The organism is Streptomyces sp. NPDC002640 (assembly GCF_053592575.1).
The window spans coordinates 239,969-259,034 of record NZ_JBSFVZ010000008.1 but is presented as its reverse complement, the minus strand read 5'-3'; the positions used below and the strand labels follow the sequence as shown (position 1 = coordinate 259,034).

At 73.3% G+C, this 19,066-nt stretch carries 22 protein-coding genes and 1 pseudogene; 15 read left to right on the top strand and 8 right to left on the bottom strand.

Annotated elements, in window-relative coordinates; genetic code table 11:
* Positions 1-77: 77 nt before the first annotated feature.
* The 8 genes from ACWD3O_RS13885 to ACWD3O_RS13850 all read left to right on the top strand — a co-directional run bounded on the left by ACWD3O_RS13885 (position 78) and on the right by ACWD3O_RS13850 (position 7,100).
* A complete protein-coding gene (locus ACWD3O_RS13885; RefSeq protein WP_451414033.1) occupies positions 78-770 on the top strand; it encodes a response regulator in 693 nt (230 codons plus the stop codon).
* Between the two features lie 10 nt (positions 771-780).
* Complete coding sequence (locus ACWD3O_RS13880; RefSeq protein ID WP_451415995.1) at positions 781-2,544, top strand: GAF domain-containing protein; 1,764 nt, start codon at positions 781-783, stop codon at positions 2,542-2,544.
* An 88-nt stretch (positions 2,545-2,632) separates the two neighbouring features.
* Complete coding sequence (locus tag ACWD3O_RS13875; protein ID WP_451414035.1) at positions 2,633-3,388, top strand: HipA family kinase; 756 nt, start codon at positions 2,633-2,635, stop codon at positions 3,386-3,388.
* A gap of 104 nt (positions 3,389-3,492) precedes the next feature.
* Positions 3,493-3,846, top strand: a complete 354-nt coding sequence (locus ACWD3O_RS13870; RefSeq protein WP_451414040.1) for a DUF3037 domain-containing protein — start codon at positions 3,493-3,495, stop codon at positions 3,844-3,846.
* Positions 3,847-4,060: 214 nt separating this feature from the next.
* On the top strand, positions 4,061-4,822 hold the full coding sequence (gene fabG, locus ACWD3O_RS13865) for a 3-oxoacyl-ACP reductase FabG (RefSeq protein WP_356139081.1): 762 nt from the start codon (positions 4,061-4,063) through the stop codon (positions 4,820-4,822).
* Positions 4,823-4,862: 40 nt separating this feature from the next.
* Positions 4,863-5,624: an SDR family oxidoreductase gene (locus ACWD3O_RS13860; RefSeq protein ID WP_451415994.1), complete on the top strand. Its 762-nt coding sequence runs from the start codon at positions 4,863-4,865 to the stop codon at positions 5,622-5,624.
* Positions 5,625-5,815: 191 nt separating this feature from the next.
* Positions 5,816-6,499, top strand: coding sequence for a uracil-DNA glycosylase (locus tag ACWD3O_RS13855; protein WP_451412810.1), 684 nt, complete (start codon positions 5,816-5,818; stop codon positions 6,497-6,499).
* A 163-nt stretch (positions 6,500-6,662) separates the two neighbouring features.
* A complete protein-coding gene (locus ACWD3O_RS13850) occupies positions 6,663-7,100 on the top strand; it encodes a hypothetical protein (RefSeq protein WP_451412809.1) in 438 nt (145 codons plus the stop codon).
* 40 nt (positions 7,101-7,140) lie between these two features.
* On the opposite strand, the gene ACWD3O_RS13845 is transcribed toward ACWD3O_RS13850, so the two are convergent.
* Positions 7,141-7,689: a hypothetical protein gene (locus ACWD3O_RS13845; protein WP_451412808.1), complete on the bottom strand. Its 549-nt coding sequence runs from the start codon at positions 7,687-7,689 to the stop codon at positions 7,141-7,143.
* Positions 7,690-7,766: 77 nt separating this feature from the next.
* Complete coding sequence (gene lnt / locus ACWD3O_RS13840; RefSeq protein ID WP_451415993.1) at positions 7,767-9,311, bottom strand: apolipoprotein N-acyltransferase; 1,545 nt, start codon at positions 9,309-9,311, stop codon at positions 7,767-7,769.
* Between the two features lie 97 nt (positions 9,312-9,408).
* Between lnt and ACWD3O_RS13835 the strand changes: the two genes are divergently transcribed.
* Positions 9,409-10,032 carry a DUF4291 domain-containing protein gene (locus tag ACWD3O_RS13835; protein WP_451415992.1) on the top strand — a complete coding sequence of 208 codons (624 nt, stop codon included), beginning with the start codon at positions 9,409-9,411 and terminating at the stop codon, positions 10,030-10,032.
* 65 nt (positions 10,033-10,097) lie between these two features.
* On the opposite strand, the gene ACWD3O_RS13830 is transcribed toward ACWD3O_RS13835, so the two are convergent.
* Together ACWD3O_RS13830 and ACWD3O_RS13825 are read right to left on the bottom strand one after the other, a co-directional pair.
* Positions 10,098-10,739, bottom strand: a complete 642-nt coding sequence (locus ACWD3O_RS13830; protein ID WP_451412805.1) for a response regulator — start codon at positions 10,737-10,739, stop codon at positions 10,098-10,100.
* Positions 10,736-11,890 (bottom strand): sensor histidine kinase, encoded by a 1,155-nt coding sequence (locus tag ACWD3O_RS13825; protein ID WP_451412804.1) that lies wholly within the window; start codon positions 11,888-11,890, stop codon positions 10,736-10,738. Before ACWD3O_RS13825 ends, ACWD3O_RS13830 begins: the two co-directional genes overlap by 4 nt.
* Before the next feature lie 417 nt (positions 11,891-12,307).
* On the opposite strand from ACWD3O_RS13825, the gene ACWD3O_RS13820 reads away from it, so the two are divergent.
* A complete protein-coding gene (locus ACWD3O_RS13820) occupies positions 12,308-12,868 on the top strand; it encodes a GlcG/HbpS family heme-binding protein (RefSeq protein WP_451415991.1) in 561 nt (186 codons plus the stop codon).
* A gap of 77 nt (positions 12,869-12,945) precedes the next feature.
* On the opposite strand, the gene ACWD3O_RS13815 is transcribed toward ACWD3O_RS13820, so the two are convergent.
* On the bottom strand, positions 12,946-13,125 hold the full coding sequence (locus tag ACWD3O_RS13815; protein WP_356138908.1) for a hypothetical protein: 180 nt from the start codon (positions 13,123-13,125) through the stop codon (positions 12,946-12,948).
* A gap of 354 nt (positions 13,126-13,479) precedes the next feature.
* On the opposite strand from ACWD3O_RS13815, the gene ACWD3O_RS13810 reads away from it, so the two are divergent.
* From ACWD3O_RS13810 to ACWD3O_RS13795, 4 genes are all read left to right on the top strand, one after another.
* Positions 13,480-14,733 (top strand): helix-turn-helix domain-containing protein, encoded by a 1,254-nt coding sequence (locus ACWD3O_RS13810; RefSeq protein ID WP_451415990.1) that lies wholly within the window; start codon positions 13,480-13,482, stop codon positions 14,731-14,733.
* Between the two features lie 122 nt (positions 14,734-14,855).
* A complete protein-coding gene (locus tag ACWD3O_RS13805) occupies positions 14,856-15,356 on the top strand; it encodes an ATP-binding protein (protein ID WP_451415989.1) in 501 nt (166 codons plus the stop codon).
* 155 nt (positions 15,357-15,511) lie between these two features.
* Positions 15,512-15,997, top strand: coding sequence for a hypothetical protein (locus ACWD3O_RS13800; RefSeq protein WP_451415988.1), 486 nt, complete (start codon positions 15,512-15,514; stop codon positions 15,995-15,997).
* Between the two features lie 70 nt (positions 15,998-16,067).
* Complete coding sequence (locus ACWD3O_RS13795; RefSeq protein ID WP_451415987.1) at positions 16,068-16,562, top strand: hypothetical protein; 495 nt, start codon at positions 16,068-16,070, stop codon at positions 16,560-16,562.
* Here the strand turns inward: ACWD3O_RS13795 and ACWD3O_RS13790 are convergent.
* A complete protein-coding gene (locus ACWD3O_RS13790) occupies positions 16,525-16,767 on the bottom strand; it encodes a helix-turn-helix transcriptional regulator (RefSeq protein WP_451416016.1) in 243 nt (80 codons plus the stop codon). The genes ACWD3O_RS13795 and ACWD3O_RS13790 overlap by 38 nt on opposite strands.
* A 74-nt stretch (positions 16,768-16,841) precedes the next feature.
* Positions 16,842-17,375 (bottom strand): DUF7919 family protein, encoded by a 534-nt coding sequence (locus ACWD3O_RS13785; RefSeq protein ID WP_451415986.1) that lies wholly within the window; start codon positions 17,373-17,375, stop codon positions 16,842-16,844.
* A gap of 102 nt (positions 17,376-17,477) precedes the next feature.
* On the opposite strand from ACWD3O_RS13785, the pseudogene ACWD3O_RS13780 reads away from it, so the two are divergent.
* Positions 17,478-17,955, top strand: a pseudogene (locus ACWD3O_RS13780) (transposase).
* Positions 17,956-18,091: 136 nt separating this feature from the next.
* Here ACWD3O_RS13780 and ACWD3O_RS13775 read toward each other — a convergent pair.
* Positions 18,092-18,955, bottom strand: coding sequence for an undecaprenyl-diphosphate phosphatase (locus ACWD3O_RS13775; protein ID WP_451412796.1), 864 nt, complete (start codon positions 18,953-18,955; stop codon positions 18,092-18,094).
* Positions 18,956-19,066 lie beyond the last annotated feature (111 nt).

Sequence of the window (19,066 nt, the reverse complement as noted above, 5' to 3'; positions counted from 1 at the left end):
CAGGAATGCTCGGGCACGGGGGGCCGGCCGGCGGAGCGGCGTCGCACCACGGCGGCGGACCTGCGAGAAGGAGAACGATGGCGGAGACCGGGCGTGCCGGCACCGAGAGCCCGGTCAGGGTCTTTCTGCTGGACGATCACGAAGTGGTACGGCGAGGCGTACGCGACCTGCTGGACGACGAGCCGGACATCACGGTGGTGGGGGAGGCCGGCACCGTCGAGCAGGCCCTGGTCCGGGTGCCCGCGCTGCGCCCCGACGTCGCCGTGCTCGACGTGCGGCTGCCGGACGGCGACGGCGTGACCGTCTGCCGCGAACTGCGCTCGCGGATGCCCGGCCTGGCGTGCCTGATGCTGACCTCGTTCGACGACGAGGAGGCCCTGCTGGACTCGATCATGGCCGGGGCCGCCGGGTACGTGCTCAAGCAGATCCAGGGATCCGACCTGATCTCCGCGGTGCGCGTGGTCGCCCAGGGCAAGTCGCTGCTGGACCCCAGCGCCACCGCCAAGCTGATGGCCCGGCTGAGGGCCGGCGCCACCCCGGAGCCCGAGCCCGACCCGCTGCCGGGGCTGACCGACCGCGAACGCGAGATCCTCGCGCTGGTCGGGGAGGGCCTGACCAACCGGCAGATCGGGCAGCGGCTCTACCTCGCCGAGAAGACCGTCAAGAACCACATCTCGCGGCTGCTGGCCAAACTGGGCGTCGAACGCCGCATCCAGGCCGCGGTCATCGCCCACCAGGTCCAGGACCGGTCGGCCCGCGAGCAGTACTGAGAGGCCGACGGTGGGCAGCACCGAGGAATTCCACGAGCCGCCGCGGGTGCGGCTGCCCCAGCTCCACCTGGACGAACTGCTCCAGGAGGTGCAGGCCCGGCTGGAGGCGGCCCGGGGCACCCGGGACCGGGTGCACAGCCTCCTGGAGGCGGTGCTGTCGGTCGGCCGGGAACTGGACCTGCAGCAGGCCCTCCGCGGCATCGTGGAGGCCGCCGCGGTCCTGGTCGACGCCCGGTACGCGGCCCTCGGGGTGATCGGGACGGACGGGCGGCGGCTGTCCGCCTTCCACACCGTGGGGGTCGGCGAGGAGGAGGCCGCCAGGATCGGCCCCTACCCGGAGGGGCACGGCATCCTCGGCGAGCTCATCCGCCGCCCGGAGCCGCTGCGGCTGACCAAGCTGTCCGAGCACGCCGCGTCCTTCGGGCTGCCGCCGGGGCATCCGCCGATGGACAGCTTCCTGGGCGTGCCCATCCGGGTGCGGGACCAGGTCTTCGGCAACCTCTACCTGACGGAGAAGCGCGGCGGGGCCCAGTTCGACGAGGACGACGAGTCGGTGCTCTCGACGCTCGCCGTCGCGGCCGGCGTCGCCATCGACAACGCCCGGCTGTACGAGGAGTCCCGGCTGCGGGAGCGGTGGCTGCGGGCCAACGCGGAGGTCACGCACAGCCTGATGTCCGGCGCCGGCCGGGCCGAGGTGCTGCGGGTGGTGGCCGACCGGGCCCGCGAGATCACCGGCGCCACCCGCGCCGTGGTCGCCGTGCCCGACGACGCGGGCGAGAGCCTGCGGGTGGAACTCGCCACGGGTGGCGGCAGCGGCAGCCGCGCCGGCACCGATACCGGCACCGTGCGGTTCGACGGAGCCGAGACGGTCTCCGGCACGGGCCTGATCGGCACCGCCTTCTCCACGGCCGCCCCGGTGACCAGCGACGACGTGGCCCACGACGAGCGGCTCGCCACCTCGCCGTCCCGGGTCGCCGGACTCGGGCCCGCCGTCGCCCTCCCCCTCGGCACCGGCGACACCGGGGTGCGGGGCGTGGTGATGCTGGTCCGCGAGGCGGAGGAACCGGTCTTCACCGAGACGGAGATCGAGCCGCTACAGGCCTTCGCCGCGCAGGCCGCCATCGCCATGGAACTGGCCGAGCGGCGGCACGACGCCGAACGGATGGCCGTGCTCCAGGACCGCGACCGGATCGCCCGCGACCTGCACGACCTCGCCATCCAGCGGCTGTTCGCCACCGGGATGACCCTGCAGAGCGCCGGACGGTTCATCGAGCACCCGCAGGCCGCCGACCGGGTGGTGCGGGCCGTCGACGACCTGGACGAGACCATCAAGATCATCCGGTCGACCATCTTCGGCCTGCGCTCGCAGTCAGGCGGGACGCCGTCCGGTCTGCGGGCACGGGTGGTGCGGGTGGCCGGGGAGGCGGCACCGGTCCTCGGATTCGCGCCGGGGGTGCGGGTGCAGGGGCTGGTGGACACCCACGTTCCGCAGCGGACCGCCGACCAGGTGATCGCCGTGCTCTCCGAGGCGCTGACCAACGTCGCCCGGCACGCGCGGGCCGGGCGCGCCGACGTGTCGCTGGAGACCGACGGCCGCGTCGTGCGGCTCACGGTCACCGACGACGGGGTCGGCATGCCCGAGGGGGGCCGCCGCAGCGGCGTGCGGAACATGTCCGAACGCGCCCAGCAGCTGGGCGGCACGATGGAGATGACCACGCCCGAGGAGGGCGGCACGCGACTGGAGTGGTGCGTGCCGCTGGGGCCGCCCGACTGACCGCGGCGCCGTCGCGCGTGGGGGAGGGGCCTCGGGGGCGGATCGGGCTGGGGGGAGTGCGGGGAGGCGCACCGTATAGCCTGGGCCGATGCTCAGCGAAGTCGCCGCCCTCCGCTTCGTCACGCCGCTGCGTGAGGGCGGGTCCATGCCCGGGCTGGTCGAGGCGGACGACCTCGGCCTGTACGTCCTGAAGTTCCGCTCCGCCGGGCAGGGCCCCAAGACGCTGACCGCCGAGGTGGTCTGCGGCGAGCTGGCCCGGCGGCTCGGGCTCCGGATGCCCCGGCTGGTCGTCGTGGACCTCGACCCGGCGCTGGGGCTCGGCGAGCCGGACCGCGAGGTGCAGGAACTGCTGCGCGGCAGCGGCGGGTCCAACCTCGGTATGGAGTTCCTCAGCGGCGCCACCGGCTTCGACCCGTCGGCCTTCGAGGTGACGCCGGAGGAGGCCGGGCGGATCGTCTGGTTCGACGCCGTGGTCAACAACGTCGACCGGTCCTGGCGCAACCCGAACCTGCTCGTGCACCAGGGTGAGCTCTGGATCATCGACAACGGCGCCACGATGATCTGGCACCACAACTGGCCCGGCGCCGAGGCCTCCGCGGCACGCCCCTACAACGCGGCCGACCACACGCTCGCCCGCTTCGCCCCCGACGTCGCCGCGGCCGCCGCCGAGCTGGCCCCCCTGGTGACCGAGGAACTCCTCGCCGAGGTCACGGCGGAGATCCCCGACGCCTGGCTGGCCGACGAGCCCGGCTTCGCCACGCCCGACGACCTCCGCCGCGCCTACGCTCGCCCGCTGCTGGCGCGCGCCGCCGTCATCCACGAACGCATCGAGGGACTGAAGTGAACCGCGACGCCGAACGGCAGGAACGGCACGACGCCGATCGGCAGGTCTTCACCCGCAACGTCGTCGACCGCCGGACCCGTGACCGCCAGGTCTACGAGTACGCGCTGCTGCGGGCCGTGCCCCGGGTGGAGCGCGGGGAGTGCGTCAACGTCGGCGTGCTGCTCTACTGCCGCGGCGAGCGGTTCGTCGCCGCCCGGACCCATCTGGACGAGGCCCGGCTGCTCGCCCTCGACCCGCACGCCGACACCACCGCCGTACGGGCCGCGCTGCGCGCCGTGGAGGCGGTCTGCGCCGGCGGCGAGGCGGCCGGACCGGCGGCCGAGGACGACGCCGGCAAGCGCTTCCGGTGGCTGGTCGCGCCCCGCTCCACCGTGCTGCAGCCCGGCCCCGTGCACACCGGCCTGACGGCCGATCCGGCGGCCGAGGCGGACCGGCTCCTCGAGCTGCTCGTCCGGTAGTTCCGCCGACGGGAGCAAGGCCGGGACCCCTCGGTCCGGTCAGGTGGATCACATCGCGCGGTGGCCCGTTGACAGCGGGTGCCCGGGCTTCTAGCGTCACGTCCTGTCGAGGGTACTAAGCGGTCGCTCACCGATCGGCGTATTGTTCGAGCAGCGGCGGGACCGCAGCATCACCGAAAGCGTTCAGGCTTTCCGAGGGCGAGGAGAAGCACCCATGTCCACCACTGAGCAGCGAGTCGCGGTAGTCACCGGTGGCGCGCGCGGCATCGGCGCCGCCACCGCCGTCCGGCTGGCCGCCGAGGGCCGTGCCGTCGCGGTCATCGACCTGGACGAGGCCAACTGCAAGGACGTCGTCGAGCAGATCACCGCCGCCGGCGGCAAGGCGATCGGTGTCGGCTGCGACGTGTCCGACGAGGCGCAGGTCGAGGCGGCCGTGGCCCGGATCGCCGAGGAGCTCGGCGCGCCGACCATCCTGGTCAACAACGCGGGCGTGCTCCGCGACAACCTGCTGTTCAAGATGAGCGCCCTCGACTGGGACACCGTCATGAACGTGCACCTCAAGGGCGCCTTCCTGATGGCCCGCGCCTGCCAGAAGTACATGGTCGACGCCAAGTTCGGCCGGATCGTCAACCTGTCGTCGTCCTCGGCGCTCGGCAACCGCGGCCAGGTCAACTACTCCGCCGCCAAGGCCGGTCTGCAGGGCTTCACCAAGACCCTCGCCAAGGAGCTCGGCAAGTTCGGTGTCACCGCCAACGCCGTCGCCCCCGGCTTCATCGCCACCGAGATGACCAAGGCCACCTCCGACCGGGTGGGCGTGGACTTCGAGGACTTCAAGAAGGGCGCCGCCGCGATGATCCCCGTCCAGCGGGTGGGCGTCCCGGAGGACATCGCCAACGCCGTCGCCTTCTTCACGGGCGAGGAGGCCGGCTTCGTCTCCGGCCAGGTCCTGTACGTCGCCGGCGGCCCGCTCAACTGACGCCGGACCGCGAGGTACCGGGACACGGAGGTAACCCCACATGACCGAACTGCCTGAGCTCTCCGGCAAGGTCGCCGTCATCACCGGCGCGAGCCGGGGCATCGGCTTCGGCATCGCCGAGGCGTTCGTCGCCCGCGGCGACCGCGTCTGCATCACCGGGCGCAACGAGGAGGCGCTGAAGGAGGCCGTCGAGCGGCTCGGCTCCGACCGCGCCATCGGCGTCGCCGGCAAGGCCCACGACCTGCAGCACCAGGACGCCGTCGTCACCGCCACCATGGAGGCGTTCGGCCGGATCGACCACCTGGTCAACAACGCCGGCACCAACCCGGTGTTCGGGCCGATCGCCGACGTCGACCTGAACGTCGCGCGCAAGGTCTTCGAGACCAACGTGATCTCCGCCCTCGGCTTCGCCCAGAAGACCTGGGCCGCCTGGCAGCGGGAGAACGGCGGCACGATCGTGAACATCGCCTCGGTCGCCGGCGTGCAGGCCTCGCCCTTCATCGGCCCGTACGGCATCAGCAAGGCCGCGATGATCAACCTGACGCTGCAGCTCGCGCACGAGTTCTCGCCGAAGGTCCGGGTCAACGCGATCTCGCCCGGCGTGATCAAGACCAAGTTCGCCGAGGCGCTGTACGAGAACCGCGAGGAGGAGGTGGCCGCGGGCTACCCGCTCGGCCGCCTCGGCGTGCCGGAGGACATCGGGGGCGCCGCCGCGTTCCTGACCTCGGACGCCTCCGGCTGGATCACCGGCCAGAACCTGGTGATCGAGGGCGGTCTCTTCCTCAACGCCGGCGTCGCCTGACGCGCACGGCTCCTGACGGGCAGGGCCCGGCGGCCGGACGGGGTGTCCGGCCGCCGGGCCCCGCCCGTGTGCCCGAGGATCCGCGCCCGCGCCTCCCGCGCCCCGCGCGCGCTCCGGGGCGCCGGTACCGTTGTCGGTGGCCGCCTGTAGGTTCCTGACCTGGAAGTGACCGCACACCGGAGGACGTTGACGTGACCGACATCGCCATGCTGCCCGAGTCCTGGCGCGGGGTTCTGGGCGGCGAACTGGAGCAGCCCTACTTCAAGGAGCTGACCGAGTTCGTCGAGAAGGAGCGGGCGAACGGCCCCGTCTACCCGCCCCGCGAGGAGGTCTTCGCCGCGCTCGAGGCCACGCCCTACGACAAGGTGAAGGTCCTCGTCCTCGGCCAGGACCCGTACCACGGCCCCGGCCAGGGCCACGGGCTGTGCTTCTCCGTGCGGCCGGGCGTGAAGACGCCGCCGTCGCTGCGGAACATCTACAAGGAGATGCACGCCGAACTCGGCCACCCGATCCCCGACAACGGCTACCTGATGCCCTGGGCCGAGCAGGGCGTCCTGCTGCTCAACGCGGTGCTCACGGTCCGCGAGAGCGAGCCCAACTCGCACAAGGGCAAGGGCTGGGAGAAGTTCACCGACGCCGTGATCCGCGCCGTCGCCGACCGGCCCGACCCGGCCGTCTTCGTGCTCTGGGGCGCCTACGCCCAGAAGAAGCTGCCGCTGATCGACGAGAGCCGGCACGTGGTGGTGAAGGGGGCGCACCCGTCGCCGCTGTCCGCCAAGAAGTTCTTCGGCTCCCGCCCGTTCACCCAGATCGACGAGGCCGTCGCCGCCCAGGGCCACGAGCCGATCGACTGGCGCATCCCGGACATCGGCTGACCCCCGCCCCTCCCCCCGGCGGCACCTCGCGGCGGGCGCGGCGTGCGGCCGACCGGCGGGCGTCGCCGGGCGGCCCGGGTCCGGTGGCCCTAGCGTCGACCTCGGGACCGCCGAGCGGCGGCCCCGCGGTGCATGCCGGGAACGGCGGGCGACGGAGGGCGCGATGGAGCTGGACGAGCGGGACCCGGTCGCGGTGACGACCCGGATCGGTCAGGCCGTGCTGCTGCACCACGGAGGCGACCGGGAGGAGGCGCGGGTCCGCTTCCTCGACATCTGGCGGGAGATCGGCGCCGAGGGCGACCCGTTCCACCGCTGCGCCCTCGCGCACTACATGGCCGACACCCAGGACGACCCCGCGGACGAGCTCGCCTGGGACCTGCGGGCACTGTCGGCGGCCGAGGAACTGATGGAGGCGGTGCGGTCCCTCTACCCCTCGCTGCACCTCAACGTGGCCGCCGACTACGCCAAGCTGGGCTGCCCCGAGGCGGCCCGCAGCCACCTCGGCCGGGCCCGCGACGCCGCCCAGGTGCTGCCCGACGACGGCTACGGGACGCGAGTGCGCCGGGCCATCCGGGAACTGGAGGAGGGGCTCGCCCCCTGACCTGGGCCGGAACCCCGGGGCGCCCTGGGCCGGGCCCCGCCTACTTGGTGGCCCGGTGCTGGAGGTCCCGGCACATCGCCTCCTCGGCGCTGCCCCGACCCCAGCCGCCGTACTCGGTGCCGATGCCGCACGCGTCCACGGAGCCGCCTCCGGGCTTGCGCGGCCGGGCCGGGCGGTCCTCGGCGTGCGGGCCGCCGCCCTGACCGCCGCGGGGCGGGAACAGGCGGTGGCCCGGGTGCCGGTCGGAACCGGCCCGGTCACCGGCGCCGCCCTTGCCCGCCGAGGCGTCGGACGACGTGGTGCCGGCGTCCTTCGCGCCCTTGCCCTTCCCGCCGTCCTTGCCGTCCTTCTCCTTGTCCTTGTCCTTGGCGTCCTCGTCCGCCTCGGCGCGGTCCTCGGCGTCCTTCGCGGCGGAGGACCGCACCGGCAGCGGCTCGCCCCTGCCGTCCGGACCGGGCGCGGAACGCGCGGACGGCGTGACGGAGACGCCCGGGGCCGTGTCGGCGGAGGGGACCGTCACGCAGCCGGAGAGGGCGGCGCCCGCGACGGTGACGAGAAGCAGGGCGGTGGTGATCGTCGTTCGCTTCACCCTCGCCACTCTGGTGGGTGCGGGCCGACCGGGGACAGGCGACAGGCGGGCGGTCCCTTCGTAAGGGTGACGCGCGGTCACCGGGGTTGCCGCGCGGTCCCCGCCTCGTCCGGGTCCCGGCGCCTGCGGAGGCGGCCCCGGGCGTCCGCCGCGCCCAGCACCAGCAGCACCCCGCCCGCGCACGGCAGCGGCCACGGCCCCAGGTCGCGGTGGAGGGTGGAGCCAGGGCCCGCCGTCCGGAGGGTGTGGAGCGAGACCCCGTTCTCCGAGGTGCCGAGGGCGGGCCCCACCTGGCGCCCGGCGCCGTCGTACACCACCGAGACGCCGGTCAGGGTGGCGTGCACCACGGGAACGCCCGTCTCCGCGGCCCGCAGCGCGGCCAGCGAGGCGTGCTGTTCGGGGGCCCAGGTCCGCTGGAAGGTGGCGGTGGACGACTGCACGACCAGCAGGTTCGCGCCCTCGGCCGCCAGGTGGCGGCTCATGTCCGGGAAGGCGGACTCGAAGCAGACCAGCGGCCCCGGCCGGAGCCCCTGCCCGGCGTCCATGACCACCGGGGCCGACCCGCGGCGGCGGTCCTCGTCGGCCGCGCGTCCCACCGAGGTGGCCCAGCCGAGCAGCGGCCGCAGCGGGACGTACTCCCCGAACGGGACCAGGCGCATCTTGTCGTAGCGGTCCCCGGTCGGCCCCTGCGGCCCGATCAGCACCGAGCTCTTGAAGATGCCGGGACGGTCCGAGCGGCGGGCGTCCACGTTCACCAGCAGCGGCGCTCCGGTGTCACGGGACAGCGCGGTCAGCCTGCGGGTGAGGTCCGGGCGGGCGGTCAGGTCGGCGCCCACGCTGCTCTCGCCCCAGACGACCAGGTCCAGGTCCCGGCCGGCCGGACCGCGGGTCAGGCGCTCCTCCAGGGCGAACCGCCGCTGCGGCGAGTCCTCGCCGGCCAGGACCCCGGGCTGCACCACCGCGATCCGCACCGTGTCGCCGACGGCCGGGCGGGGCGCCCAGGCCCAGGCACCGGCGGCGGCCACCCCGACGGCGGCCAGCGCGGCCGAAGCGGGAAGTCGGGCGGCGCGCACCGTGAGCAGCAGCGTGACCGCCGTGTTCACCCCGACCAGGAGGAGGCTGAGCAGCCAGACGCCCCCCACCGAGGCCAGCGCGAGCGCCGGCGCCGTCTGCCACTGACCGGCGCCCAGCACGGCCCAGGGGCCGCCGAGGCCCTGCCAGGACCGCACCAGCTCGATCATCAGCCACGCCGAGGGCAGACCGGCCAGCGCCGCCGTGGCCCGGAGCGCGGACGGGGAGCCCCGCAGCAGACGCCGGGCGAGCACCCCCCACGGCGCCCACAAGGCGCCGAGCAACGCGGCCAGTACGGGGGTGAAGACGTGCAGGCTCGGCAGCAGCCAGTGGTGGGCGGCCAGCATCAGTCCGAACCCTCCGCACCAGCCGTCCAGCGCCGCGCGCCCGCCGGTGGGCGAGACGCGGAGCAGCAGCAGCCAGGGGACCAGCGCCACCGGCGCCGCCCACCACCAGGCGGGCTCCGGAAAGGTGAGCACCGGCAGAGCGCCCGCCACGGCGGCCGCGACCGGCCGCCGCCACGAGGAGCTGATCCACCGTGCGGCCGTCACCCCACCCGAGTGCCCCCGAAGCGCGGCGGGAGTCGGGGGAGGGAGGCGTGGCGAAAACGCATGGCGCGCAGCCGTGGCCGTGCAGGAGGCTGACCCGATGAGCCAGAGCGACGACAGGGTGTCCGCGCCCGGATCCCGGTACCAGGTCAGGGCCCTGTACGGCGCGGAGACCGTGACCGTGTACCAGGCCTACCGTCCGGAGATCGGGCTGCCCGCGGCCCGGGACGGCCGGTTCCCCGCGGCGTGGAAGCGCGACCGGATGACGTGGATCAAGCCGTCCTTCCTCTGGATGATGTACCGCTGCGGCTGGGCGTCCAAGGAGGGGCAGGAGACCGTGCTGGCGGTGGAGATCCGCCGGGACGGGTTCGAGTGGGCGCTGCGCAACGCCTGCCTCTCCCACTACGTGCGCGGCGGTGCGTACGAGGACCGCGCGTCCTGGAGCAGGGCGCTGCGGCGGGCGCCGGCCCGGGTGCAGTGGGACCCGGAACGCGACCTGCGCACGCAGCCGCTGCCCCACCGGTCGCTGCAGCTCGGCCTGGCGGGGGAGGCGGCCGCCCGGTACGCGGACGAGTGGATCGTGGGCATCGAGGACGTGACCCCCCTGGCCCACCGGATCAAGGCGCTGCTCACCGCGGGGGACGCCGACGGGGCGCGGGCGCTGCTGCCCGCGGAGCGGGAGTACCCGCTCGACCGGCAGACCTGCGCGCACCTGCTGTCCTGAGGCGGCCGCCGCGGGCCGCTCCCCGCGGTGCCGGCGGCCCGCGCGGCGATCGAGGCCGCCGCCGTTCAGGACAGCAGGCGCTGTTCCTTGGCCGCGGCGACGGCACCGGCCCGGTTGTCCACGCCGAGCTTGTCGTAGATACGGCTCAGGTGGGTCTTCACCGTCGCCTCGCTGATGAACAGCGCGCGGGAGATCTCCCGGTTGGCCAGGCCCTGGGCGAGCTGCGCCAGGATGTCGAGCTCCCGGGCGGTGAGCGCCGGACGCGGAGCGCGCATCGCCGCCACCATGCGGCCGGCGATCGGTGCGGAGAGCGCGGTGCGGCCCTGCGCCGCGGCGTGGATCGCGGCGAACAACTCCTCCGGCCGCTCGGCCTTCAGCAGGTACCCGGTGGCGCCGGCCTCCAGCGCACGGGTCACGTCGGCGTCCGTGTCGTAGGTGGTGAGGACCAGGACGCGGGGGGCGTCGGGCCGGGCGGTGATGCGGCGGGTGGCCTCGATGCCGTCCGTGCCGGGACCCAGCTGGAGGTCCATCAGCACGACCTGCGGTTCCACCCGGTCGGCCAGCGCCACGGCCTCGTCGCCGCCGGCGGCCTCGCCGACGACCTCGATGCCGGCCGCGCTGGAGAGCAGCGCCCGCAGCCCGGCCCGCACGACGGCGTGGTCGTCGCAGATCAGCACGCGCACGAGAGGTTCGGCGGGGGAGGTCATCGGGGCTCCGGTGCGGTGAGAGGGATCGAGGCGGTGAGCACGGTGCCCTCGCCGGGCGCGGACTCGACGGTCAGGGTGCCGCCCAGCTGGGCGACCCGGGCGCGCATCGCGGGCAGCCCGTGCCCGCCCTCACGGCCCGGAGCGGGCAGGGCGCCCGGGTCGAAACCGCGGCCGTCGTCCGCGACGTCCAGGACCACCTGGTCGTCGAGGAAGCTGAGGGTGACGGCGGCCCGTGTCGCTCCCGCGTGCCGGCGCACGTTGGCCAGCGCCCCCTGCGCCACGCGCAGCAGCGCGGCCTCACCCCGGTCGGGCAGGGGCAGCGGCACGCCCTCGATGTGGTGGCGCACGGTGAGGCCGTCCTTCGTCTCCCGCTCGGCGAGACGGCGCAGCGCGGCGAGCAGCGAGCCGCCGTCCGCCAGATCGGCCGGTGCCAGGTCGTGCACGAACCGGCGGGCCTCGGCCAGGTCGCGTCCCGCGCCCCGGGCGGCCTCCCGCACGTGCTCGCGCGCCGCCGCCGGGTCGGTCGTCCACACGCGTTCGGCGGCCTGCAGCAGCATCGTCTGACTCGACAGCCCCTGGGCGAGGGTGTCGTGGATCTCCATCGACAGCCGCGCCCGCTCGGCCAGGGCGCCCTCGCGGCGCTCGGTGGCCGCCAGGTCCCGCCGGGTGCGCATCAGGTCCGCGATCAGCGCGCGGCGCCGCTCGGCCTGCCGCTCCATGTGGAGGAAGACGCCGGTCATCAGGGCGGCCACGGCGGGCGGGGTGACCAGGACCGCCGGGTCGAAGCCGTCGCTCAGCCGTTGCAGCGACACCACGACCAGCACCGTGAGCAGGCACGCCAGCGGGATCGCCGCGCCGGCCGGCAGGGAGCGCAGCGCCAGGATGAGCAGCGGGGCCGCGCACCAGGCGAAGCTGGGCGCCAGCAGCGTCAGGACCGACCAGACCGCCACGACCGCCAGCAGCCACGCGAGCGGACGGGAGGCCGGCCGGTCCCGCCCACGCGCCGGTCCCGCCACCGGGCCCAGGGCGTACAGCAGGGCGAGCACCGCCGCCGCCACGATCACGCAGGTGACGCCGGGTCCCGGCGGATGCCGCAGCAGGTAGCGGGCGAGCGAGCCGATCAGCAGCGCGTAGAAGGCGAGGTGCACCACCGGCCCGAGCCAGCGCGCGTCCTGGTCCGCCGCCGGATCAGCCGGTGCCGCCGGTTCCCTTGGTTCCGCCGCCTTCGGTGCCGCCGGATCCTTCGGTGGCGTCGGCTCTGCCCGTGTCGCCGGTTCCGTCGGCCCGGGGGACCGGTGCCGTGTGTGCCGCATGGGTGTTCCTCGTGTCCGCCTCGGGCCTCGCGGCCCTCGGCCTGCCTCGGGCTGTCGCCCGCCTGTGCCGCTCCCTCCAGGTAAACCCGTGCGCGAGGTGGGCGCATCAGCCGTTCGGATGACATGCCCGTCGCCCGTCGGGACCCGCGTGACCAGCCGGAACGCCGACGCCCCGAGGCCCTGGGCGCCTGAAGGATGGATGCCGAGAGCCGGGGAGCGAGGGTTCCCCGGCAGACCGACGAGGAGCTGCCCACCATGACGAAGAAGACCACCCTGCGCACCCGTGTCCTGCTCGGCACCGTCGCCGCCGCGGCCCTGGGCGCCGGCACCTTCGGCGCCGTCACCGCCAACGCCGCCGGGCCGTCGGCCGCCCCCGCGGCCGCCTCCGCCGACTCGGCGAAGAGCCGGAACACCACGCAGACCACGCACCTCACGGCCGACGCCGCGGTCCGGGCCGCCCAGGCCGCGCTGGACGCGGCGGAGGACGAGAACCAGAAGGTGACGGTCGCCGTCGTGGACCGCAACGGCAACACCGTCGTGACCCTGCGCGGCGACGGCGCCGGTCCGCAGTCCTACGAGTCGGCGGTGCGCAAGGCGTACACGGCGGTCTCCTGGAACGCCCCCACCTCGGTGCTCGCAGGGCGCCTGGACCAGGCCCCGAACCTCAAGGACATCCCGAACACCCTCTTCCTGGCCGGTGGCGCCCCGGTCACCGCCAAGGGCGCGCCGATCGCGGGCATCGGTGTCGCCGGGGCCCCGTCCGGCGACCTGGACGAGAAGTTCGCGCAGGCGGGCGTGGCCGCGCTCGGCAGGTGAACCCGTGCGGCGGCGTCCGGCCACCACCGGTGCGCCGCCGCCCCCCTCGCCTTCGGCGCGGCGCCGCCGGGCAGAACCTAGGCCGGCTGCAGCGCCTCCGCCCGGACGGCGCGGGCCCACTCCACGACGAGCTGTTCGTACCGGGCACGGTCCTGGGCGGTCGGCGCGCCACCGGAACGGAGCCACAGGGCGCGGATCATCTCGTTCAGCTCGGCGGCGGAGCGTGCGGAGCCGGGGACCTCGGATGTGAGGAGCATGGGGCTCACCCTAGGGGCAAGGCGTGACACTCCGCTACCGTCCCGCTACATATCGGCCACGTGCGGGCCGCCTGCCGGTGGACCGGACGGGGCATCGCCCCTTCAAGGACGCACTGTTGCGTCAGCCGGGTGGAGCACTACGGTGCAGCGCACCCCGAAACCTGGAGGGCCTGCATGTAGGGCGACCGCGTCACCGTCCCCGGCGGCCTGCCTGTGGTACGCCGACGTCTCGCCTGAGCAGCACCGCACCCCGCTCTCTTCCGGGAGCACGGGGCGATCTTCTGCGTTCCAGGGCACGAAAAATTGGTCCCGCCCTACTCTGGCAGTGACGAGCTGCATAGAGAGGGCGAGACCATGCCTGCTGATGCTACCCCGGACCCGTACACCGACCCCATCGTCTTCGGACAACGCCTGCAGATCCTGCGCACTCGGCGAGGATTGACCCGCGATCAGCTCGGCGGCCTGGCCGGACGCTCCGGCTCCTGGGTCAAGGCCGTCGAGACCGGCCGTCTGCGGACCCCTCGCCTTGAGACCATCCTCCGCCTCGCCGAGGTGCTCCGGGTGCGAGACCTCTCCGATCTGACAGGAGACCAATCAGTGCCGCGGGAGTGGTTCGTTGGTCCTGGCCACCGTCGGCTGCCGGAGGTGCGGGAGGCCGTCAACGCCTTCGCTCTGTCCAGCACCCAGCGACAGGCCCCGCCAGCCGCGCACCTGCGGGCCCGCCTGGACCGGGCATGGGCCGCCCGACACCAGTCCGCCCAGCACCGGGACGTCATCGGCGGCATGCTGCCCGACCTGATCCGCGACGCGCGGCTGGCCGTCCGCCAGGCCGAGGAGCCCGCCGCCCGGCGCTCCGCTCAGGCGACCCTCGCCGAGGTCTACGCCCTGTGCCAGTTCTTCTGCAGCTACCAGCCCGACACCCCGCTGCTCTGGCGCGTCTCCGACCGCGGCCTCACCGCCGCCCAGGAGTCTGAGGACCCGCACGCCGTCGGCATCGCCGCCTGGCTCGCCGCCCACGCCCACCGCGACTCCGGGCACAGCCACTACGACGCCGCCGACGCCGTCACCCACGGCGCCCTCGAGTACCTTCAGCCCGTCCTCCCCGACGCCGCGCCCGAAGTCCTCGCGGTCGCCGGCGCGCTCACCTTCGAGGCTGGATACACCGCCGCCCGGCGAGGCGAGACTGGAACCGCGTGGCGCCGGTGGGACGAGGCCCGGGCCATCGCGGCCCGGCTGCCCGCGGACTACTACCACCCGATCACCTCCTTCTCCCGGGCCATCGTCGGCGCGCAGGCGGTGACCATCGCCGTCGAGCTGCACGCCGGCGGGGAGTCCGTCCGCCAGGCCGCGGCCGCCGATGCGGACACGATCCCGTCCCGGCCCCGCCGCGCCCGGCACCGCATCGAGGCCGCCCGCGGCTACCAGCTCGACAACCAGCCCGACGCCGCCCTTGCCGCCCTCGCCCAGGCACACGAGGCCGCGCCGGAGACCACTCGCTACAACGGCTTCGCGAAGCGCATCGTGCTCGAGGAGACGGAGGCCCGCAGCCCGGCCCGCCGCCGCCGCGCCTCAGAACTCGCCGTGAAGATCGGCATCCTGGCGGCCTGACGAGGGGGCACAAACTGTGCCCTTGGCCGCCGTTGGCTCCCTCTACGGTCGTTGTCCCGCACCGGACGCCACGACCGCAGAGGGAGCCATGATGATTCTGTCCCTGCAATCGCCCCCCCGCATTGACACTGCCGCCCGAGCCGCAATCCGCCGGCCGCGGCCGCGCCTTCGCCCGGCAGTACTTGCTCGACACCCAGCCCGGCGCGACCGCCGACCATATCGACAGCGTCGTCCTGGTAGTCAGCGAGCTGGTCACCAACGCCGTCCGCTACGGGACCGAGCCCGGCGACAGCCTGCGCCTGATCCTCGACGTCACCCAGGCGCGCACGGTGGTCGAGGTCCACGACCCGGTCCGCCGCCGCCCGCGCCCGCGCCCCGAGTCCGCAACGCGGAACCGCGGACGCGGCCTCGCCATCCTGGACCAGCTGTGCCCGCGGCTGTGGGGCGCCTGGGACCGCCCGATGGGGAAGGCGGTCTGGGCGGCCGTTCTGACCGTCCCGGAGAAGCAGCTGCCGGGCGAACGCCTCGGCGTCCACAGCTACCTGTGCGAAACCTGCCGGTCGAAGCGCCACTGCGCCGACGGCGAGTTCCTGGCCCACGCCGCCGCCCGCGCCGGACGCTGAAACGGGCTGCCCCGAGGTGTGATGGACCCCGGGCCAGCCCGCTGCAGAAGCGTACCGAGCGCGGCACCCCGTCTGTAGAACCCCGCCCCGAGGCATCTGGCAAGAGGACTCGGGGCGGGCGACGGAAGCGAATCCATCGAGAGAAAGGTACGACGATGACCACAGCGATCACGCAGAGGACGGGGGCCCACCACCTGGTGTCCCCCGAGTTCTTCGCCCGCCTGAGCGCCCGAGTTGCGGCCGAGCACGGCCTGACGGTCGATCACGCGCAGCTCATCACCGACCAGGCGCTGGCCTACCTGGCCACGTCCGCCACCAAGCCCGCCGGCGCCCCGACGCTCTACATGTCGGCCGCGGTCGACCCCGCCTGGCACACGTTCATGACCTTCACGGCCGAGTACGACGCGTTCTTCGCGAGCAACGGCTGGCGCAAGGTCCACCACAACCCGTGCGACGGGTTCCAAGGGAAGACGTACCCGCCGGCGGCCGAGGCGCTGCCCCTGACCGTCGAGACGATCCGGGCCGCCGGATTCGACGTGGACGAGGACCTGTGGCGCGCGGACATGGCCTGTGGCGAGGACGACAACGGGGACACCTGCGGGGACGACGGGGGGACGCCCAACGATTGCCCGGGGCACTGACCACAGCACGTGAGTAAGCGTCGTCCCTCCGCCCTGGAGTGGCGGAGGGGCGACGGCATAAGGGGAAGAGATGGCGAAAACAGTCAATGGCGCCGGCCGTGTCACGATCTTCCGGCTGCTGCACACCTGGCAGCCGCAGCGAGCGGCAGTCGTCGCCTACACCAGCACCGGGGAGTACGGAACCACCGGCGTGGTCGCCGGCATCCCCTTCCCGGAAGTGCCCGACATCTCGCTGTGGGATGTCGCAGCCCGGCATCACCCTGCAGGCCTGGGGGACTGGCGCAGCCCAGTGTCCGGCCACAGCGAGGCATGCTGGATCCTCTGCACCGGCACCGGCGCCCGACTCACCCGGTACCCGGCGACCCTGGACGTCCCGAGCACCAGATGGCGGCTGGACGTCGAGCGCACGCACGACCTGGGGCGGGCCATGTACGGCCACACCGCGGTGGTGACCGGCCGCCTGGTCCTCGACCAACAGGCCGTCATGGAGCAAGCCCGCACGCTGCTCACGGAGGACGATGTCGCTTTCATGACTGCGGCCGACCTCCCAGCACACACCCCCTAAGCGCTGCTTGGCGCTCCACCAAGGAAGGGGGCGCTACGGCAGCAGTTGGTGCAGGGGAACGGAGAACGCGGGCGATGGGCAGCAGAGTCGACAGCCGCGGGTTCCCGTGGCCGGATTCCGCCTCCTGTAGTGCCCACCGACTGATGCCGGCCGACAGGTAGACATGTTCCCGGGTCAGGTTGGCGTGCACGCGTGCGGCCCGGATGCGGTCGCCGATGGCGCGTTGCTGGTGGTCTCACTTGGTGATGCTCCACTTCGATGCATAGTGAGATGAGACAGTCACTCATCGTCAATATGACGGAGTGCCGCGTCGTCGGGGATCCAGGGGAATCTGATGCCCGGAAAGCTCGCAGTCCAGGGGCCGTACGGGTTGAAGGCGAGGACCGCGTCGATGAATGGCTGAGGCGGCAGGTAGCCGTGGTCGGCGACGTAGTGGCCGATGAGGTGCGGGGCCGCGAAGGCGGTGCCGAGGGTGCCGGGGACACGGATCTCACCTGTTCCGGCGCTCGCGCGCCGATGCCCCGGTCGGGGTACGTACCAGGGGTGTGAGTCTGGCAGTGATGTGGGGCAGAGGTCGCATTCGTGCAGGCCGAGCATGGCATTGACCTGCTGGGCGTCGAGGACGGCCAGGAGCCTGTCGGTGAAGTCCTCGTAAGCCGGGCCGTTCGCCCACCGGTGGCCGGCTGCCAGCCAGCCGATATTGAGGCGTATATAGGTCGGCTGGAAGCTGACGAAGCGCATACCGTCGGTGAGGTCGCTGAACTCGTCGCCTTCGTCCCAGTAGGTGTAGGGGCTGAAGTCCTCATAGAACATGCGGCCATCATTGCGCCGTCATGATGTGGCCGAGGTGCGGACGCAACCGCAACCACCGCCCCAGCTCAGCCATCTTTCGGGCATGATCGTCTGCTATGGCTGATGATGGAGCCGCTCATGCCGACGTTCCGGCCCCGACGGCAGGACGGTGGGACGGCACCGGTGGCGGATCGCAAGGCGTTCACCGCGATTGTGTACGCACTGACCACTTCGTGCGCCTGGCGGCGGCTACCGCCCTCCTTCGGCGTGTGTCCGGCCACCGCCCACCGCCGATTCACCGTGCGGACGAAAACGGGGTGAGCTCGTCGGACCGATTCCGGTCGACCGGGGCAAACCCGGCTCGCTCCCAAGCCACTGGTCAAGGCCATCCCCGCTGTCCGCTCCCGTCGCGGACCTGGATGCCGCAGACCCGCGAAGCTCCGTGCGGGCAAGGGCTATGACTACCCCGAGCTCCGCCGCTGGCTACGGGACCGGAACATTGACCGTGCGCCACGAACGCAAGAGCCGACACTTCGCGGCCTTCCTCAGCCTCGCGGCCACCCTCATCTGCCACAAGAAACTCGTCGAACTCACCACCTGAGACCACTCTTATTCCATCCCCCAGGTGGACACCCTGCTGGTCCCTGGACCGCTTCGAAGGCCCCCGCTACGGCGGGGGCCTTCGGCGTGCTCGGACTCCTGTGACTGCCGGCGGCCGACCGCGCCGCGGAAGGCCGCTATCCGGCCGCGTGGGGACTCAGGACACCCGTTCCGACCAGGGCGAGGATGAGCAGGCCCAGGGCGATCCGGTACCAGACGAACGGCATGAAGGACTTGGTCGAGATGAACTTCATGAACCAGGCGATCACCGCGTAGCCGCAGAGGAAGGCGATCACCGTGGCGAAGACGGTCGGGCCCCACGAGACGTGCGAGCCCTCCATGGCTTCGCCGAGCTCGAAGAGGCCGGAGGCCAGCACGGCGGGGATGGCCAGCAGGAACGAGTAGCGCGCCGCGGCCTCCCGGCGGTAGCCCATGAAGAGGCCGCCGCTGATGGTGGCGCCGGAGCGGGAGACGCCGGGGATCAGCGCCGCCGCCTGGCACAGGCCGAAGATCAGGCCGTCGCGCACCCCGAGGTGCTCGAGGTCCTTGGGCTGACGGAGGCGGTGCCGGCCACCGGCCTCGGCGCGCTCGGCCATGCGGTCGGCGACGCCGATGGCGATGCCGACCACGATCAGCATGGTGGCGGTGAGCCGCAGGTCGCGGAACGGCCCCTCGATCTGGTCCTTGAGGGTCACGCCGAGCACGCCGATCGGGATCGAGCCGACGATCACCAGCCAGCCCATCCTGGCGTCGTGGTCACGCCGCATCTCCTTGTCCCGCAGCGAGCGGAACCAGGCGGAGAGGATCCGGCCGATGTCGTTGCGGAAGTAGATCAGCACCGCGATCTCGGTGCCGATCTGGGTGATGGCGGTGAACGCCGCCCCCGGATCCTCCCAGCCGGAGAACGCGGCGGTGAGCCGCAGGTGGGCGCTGGAGGAGATGGGGAGGAACTCGGTCAGCCCCTGGACGAGTCCGAGGACGAGCGATTCGAACCAAGACATGGAAGCAGGTAGTCCAAGCGCTGATCGGAGGATGACGACAGGTCACGATGTGCGGGCACTGTAGCGGCCCGGGACCGTCGGTCCGGTGATCTGCGGGTGAACGGAACGCGT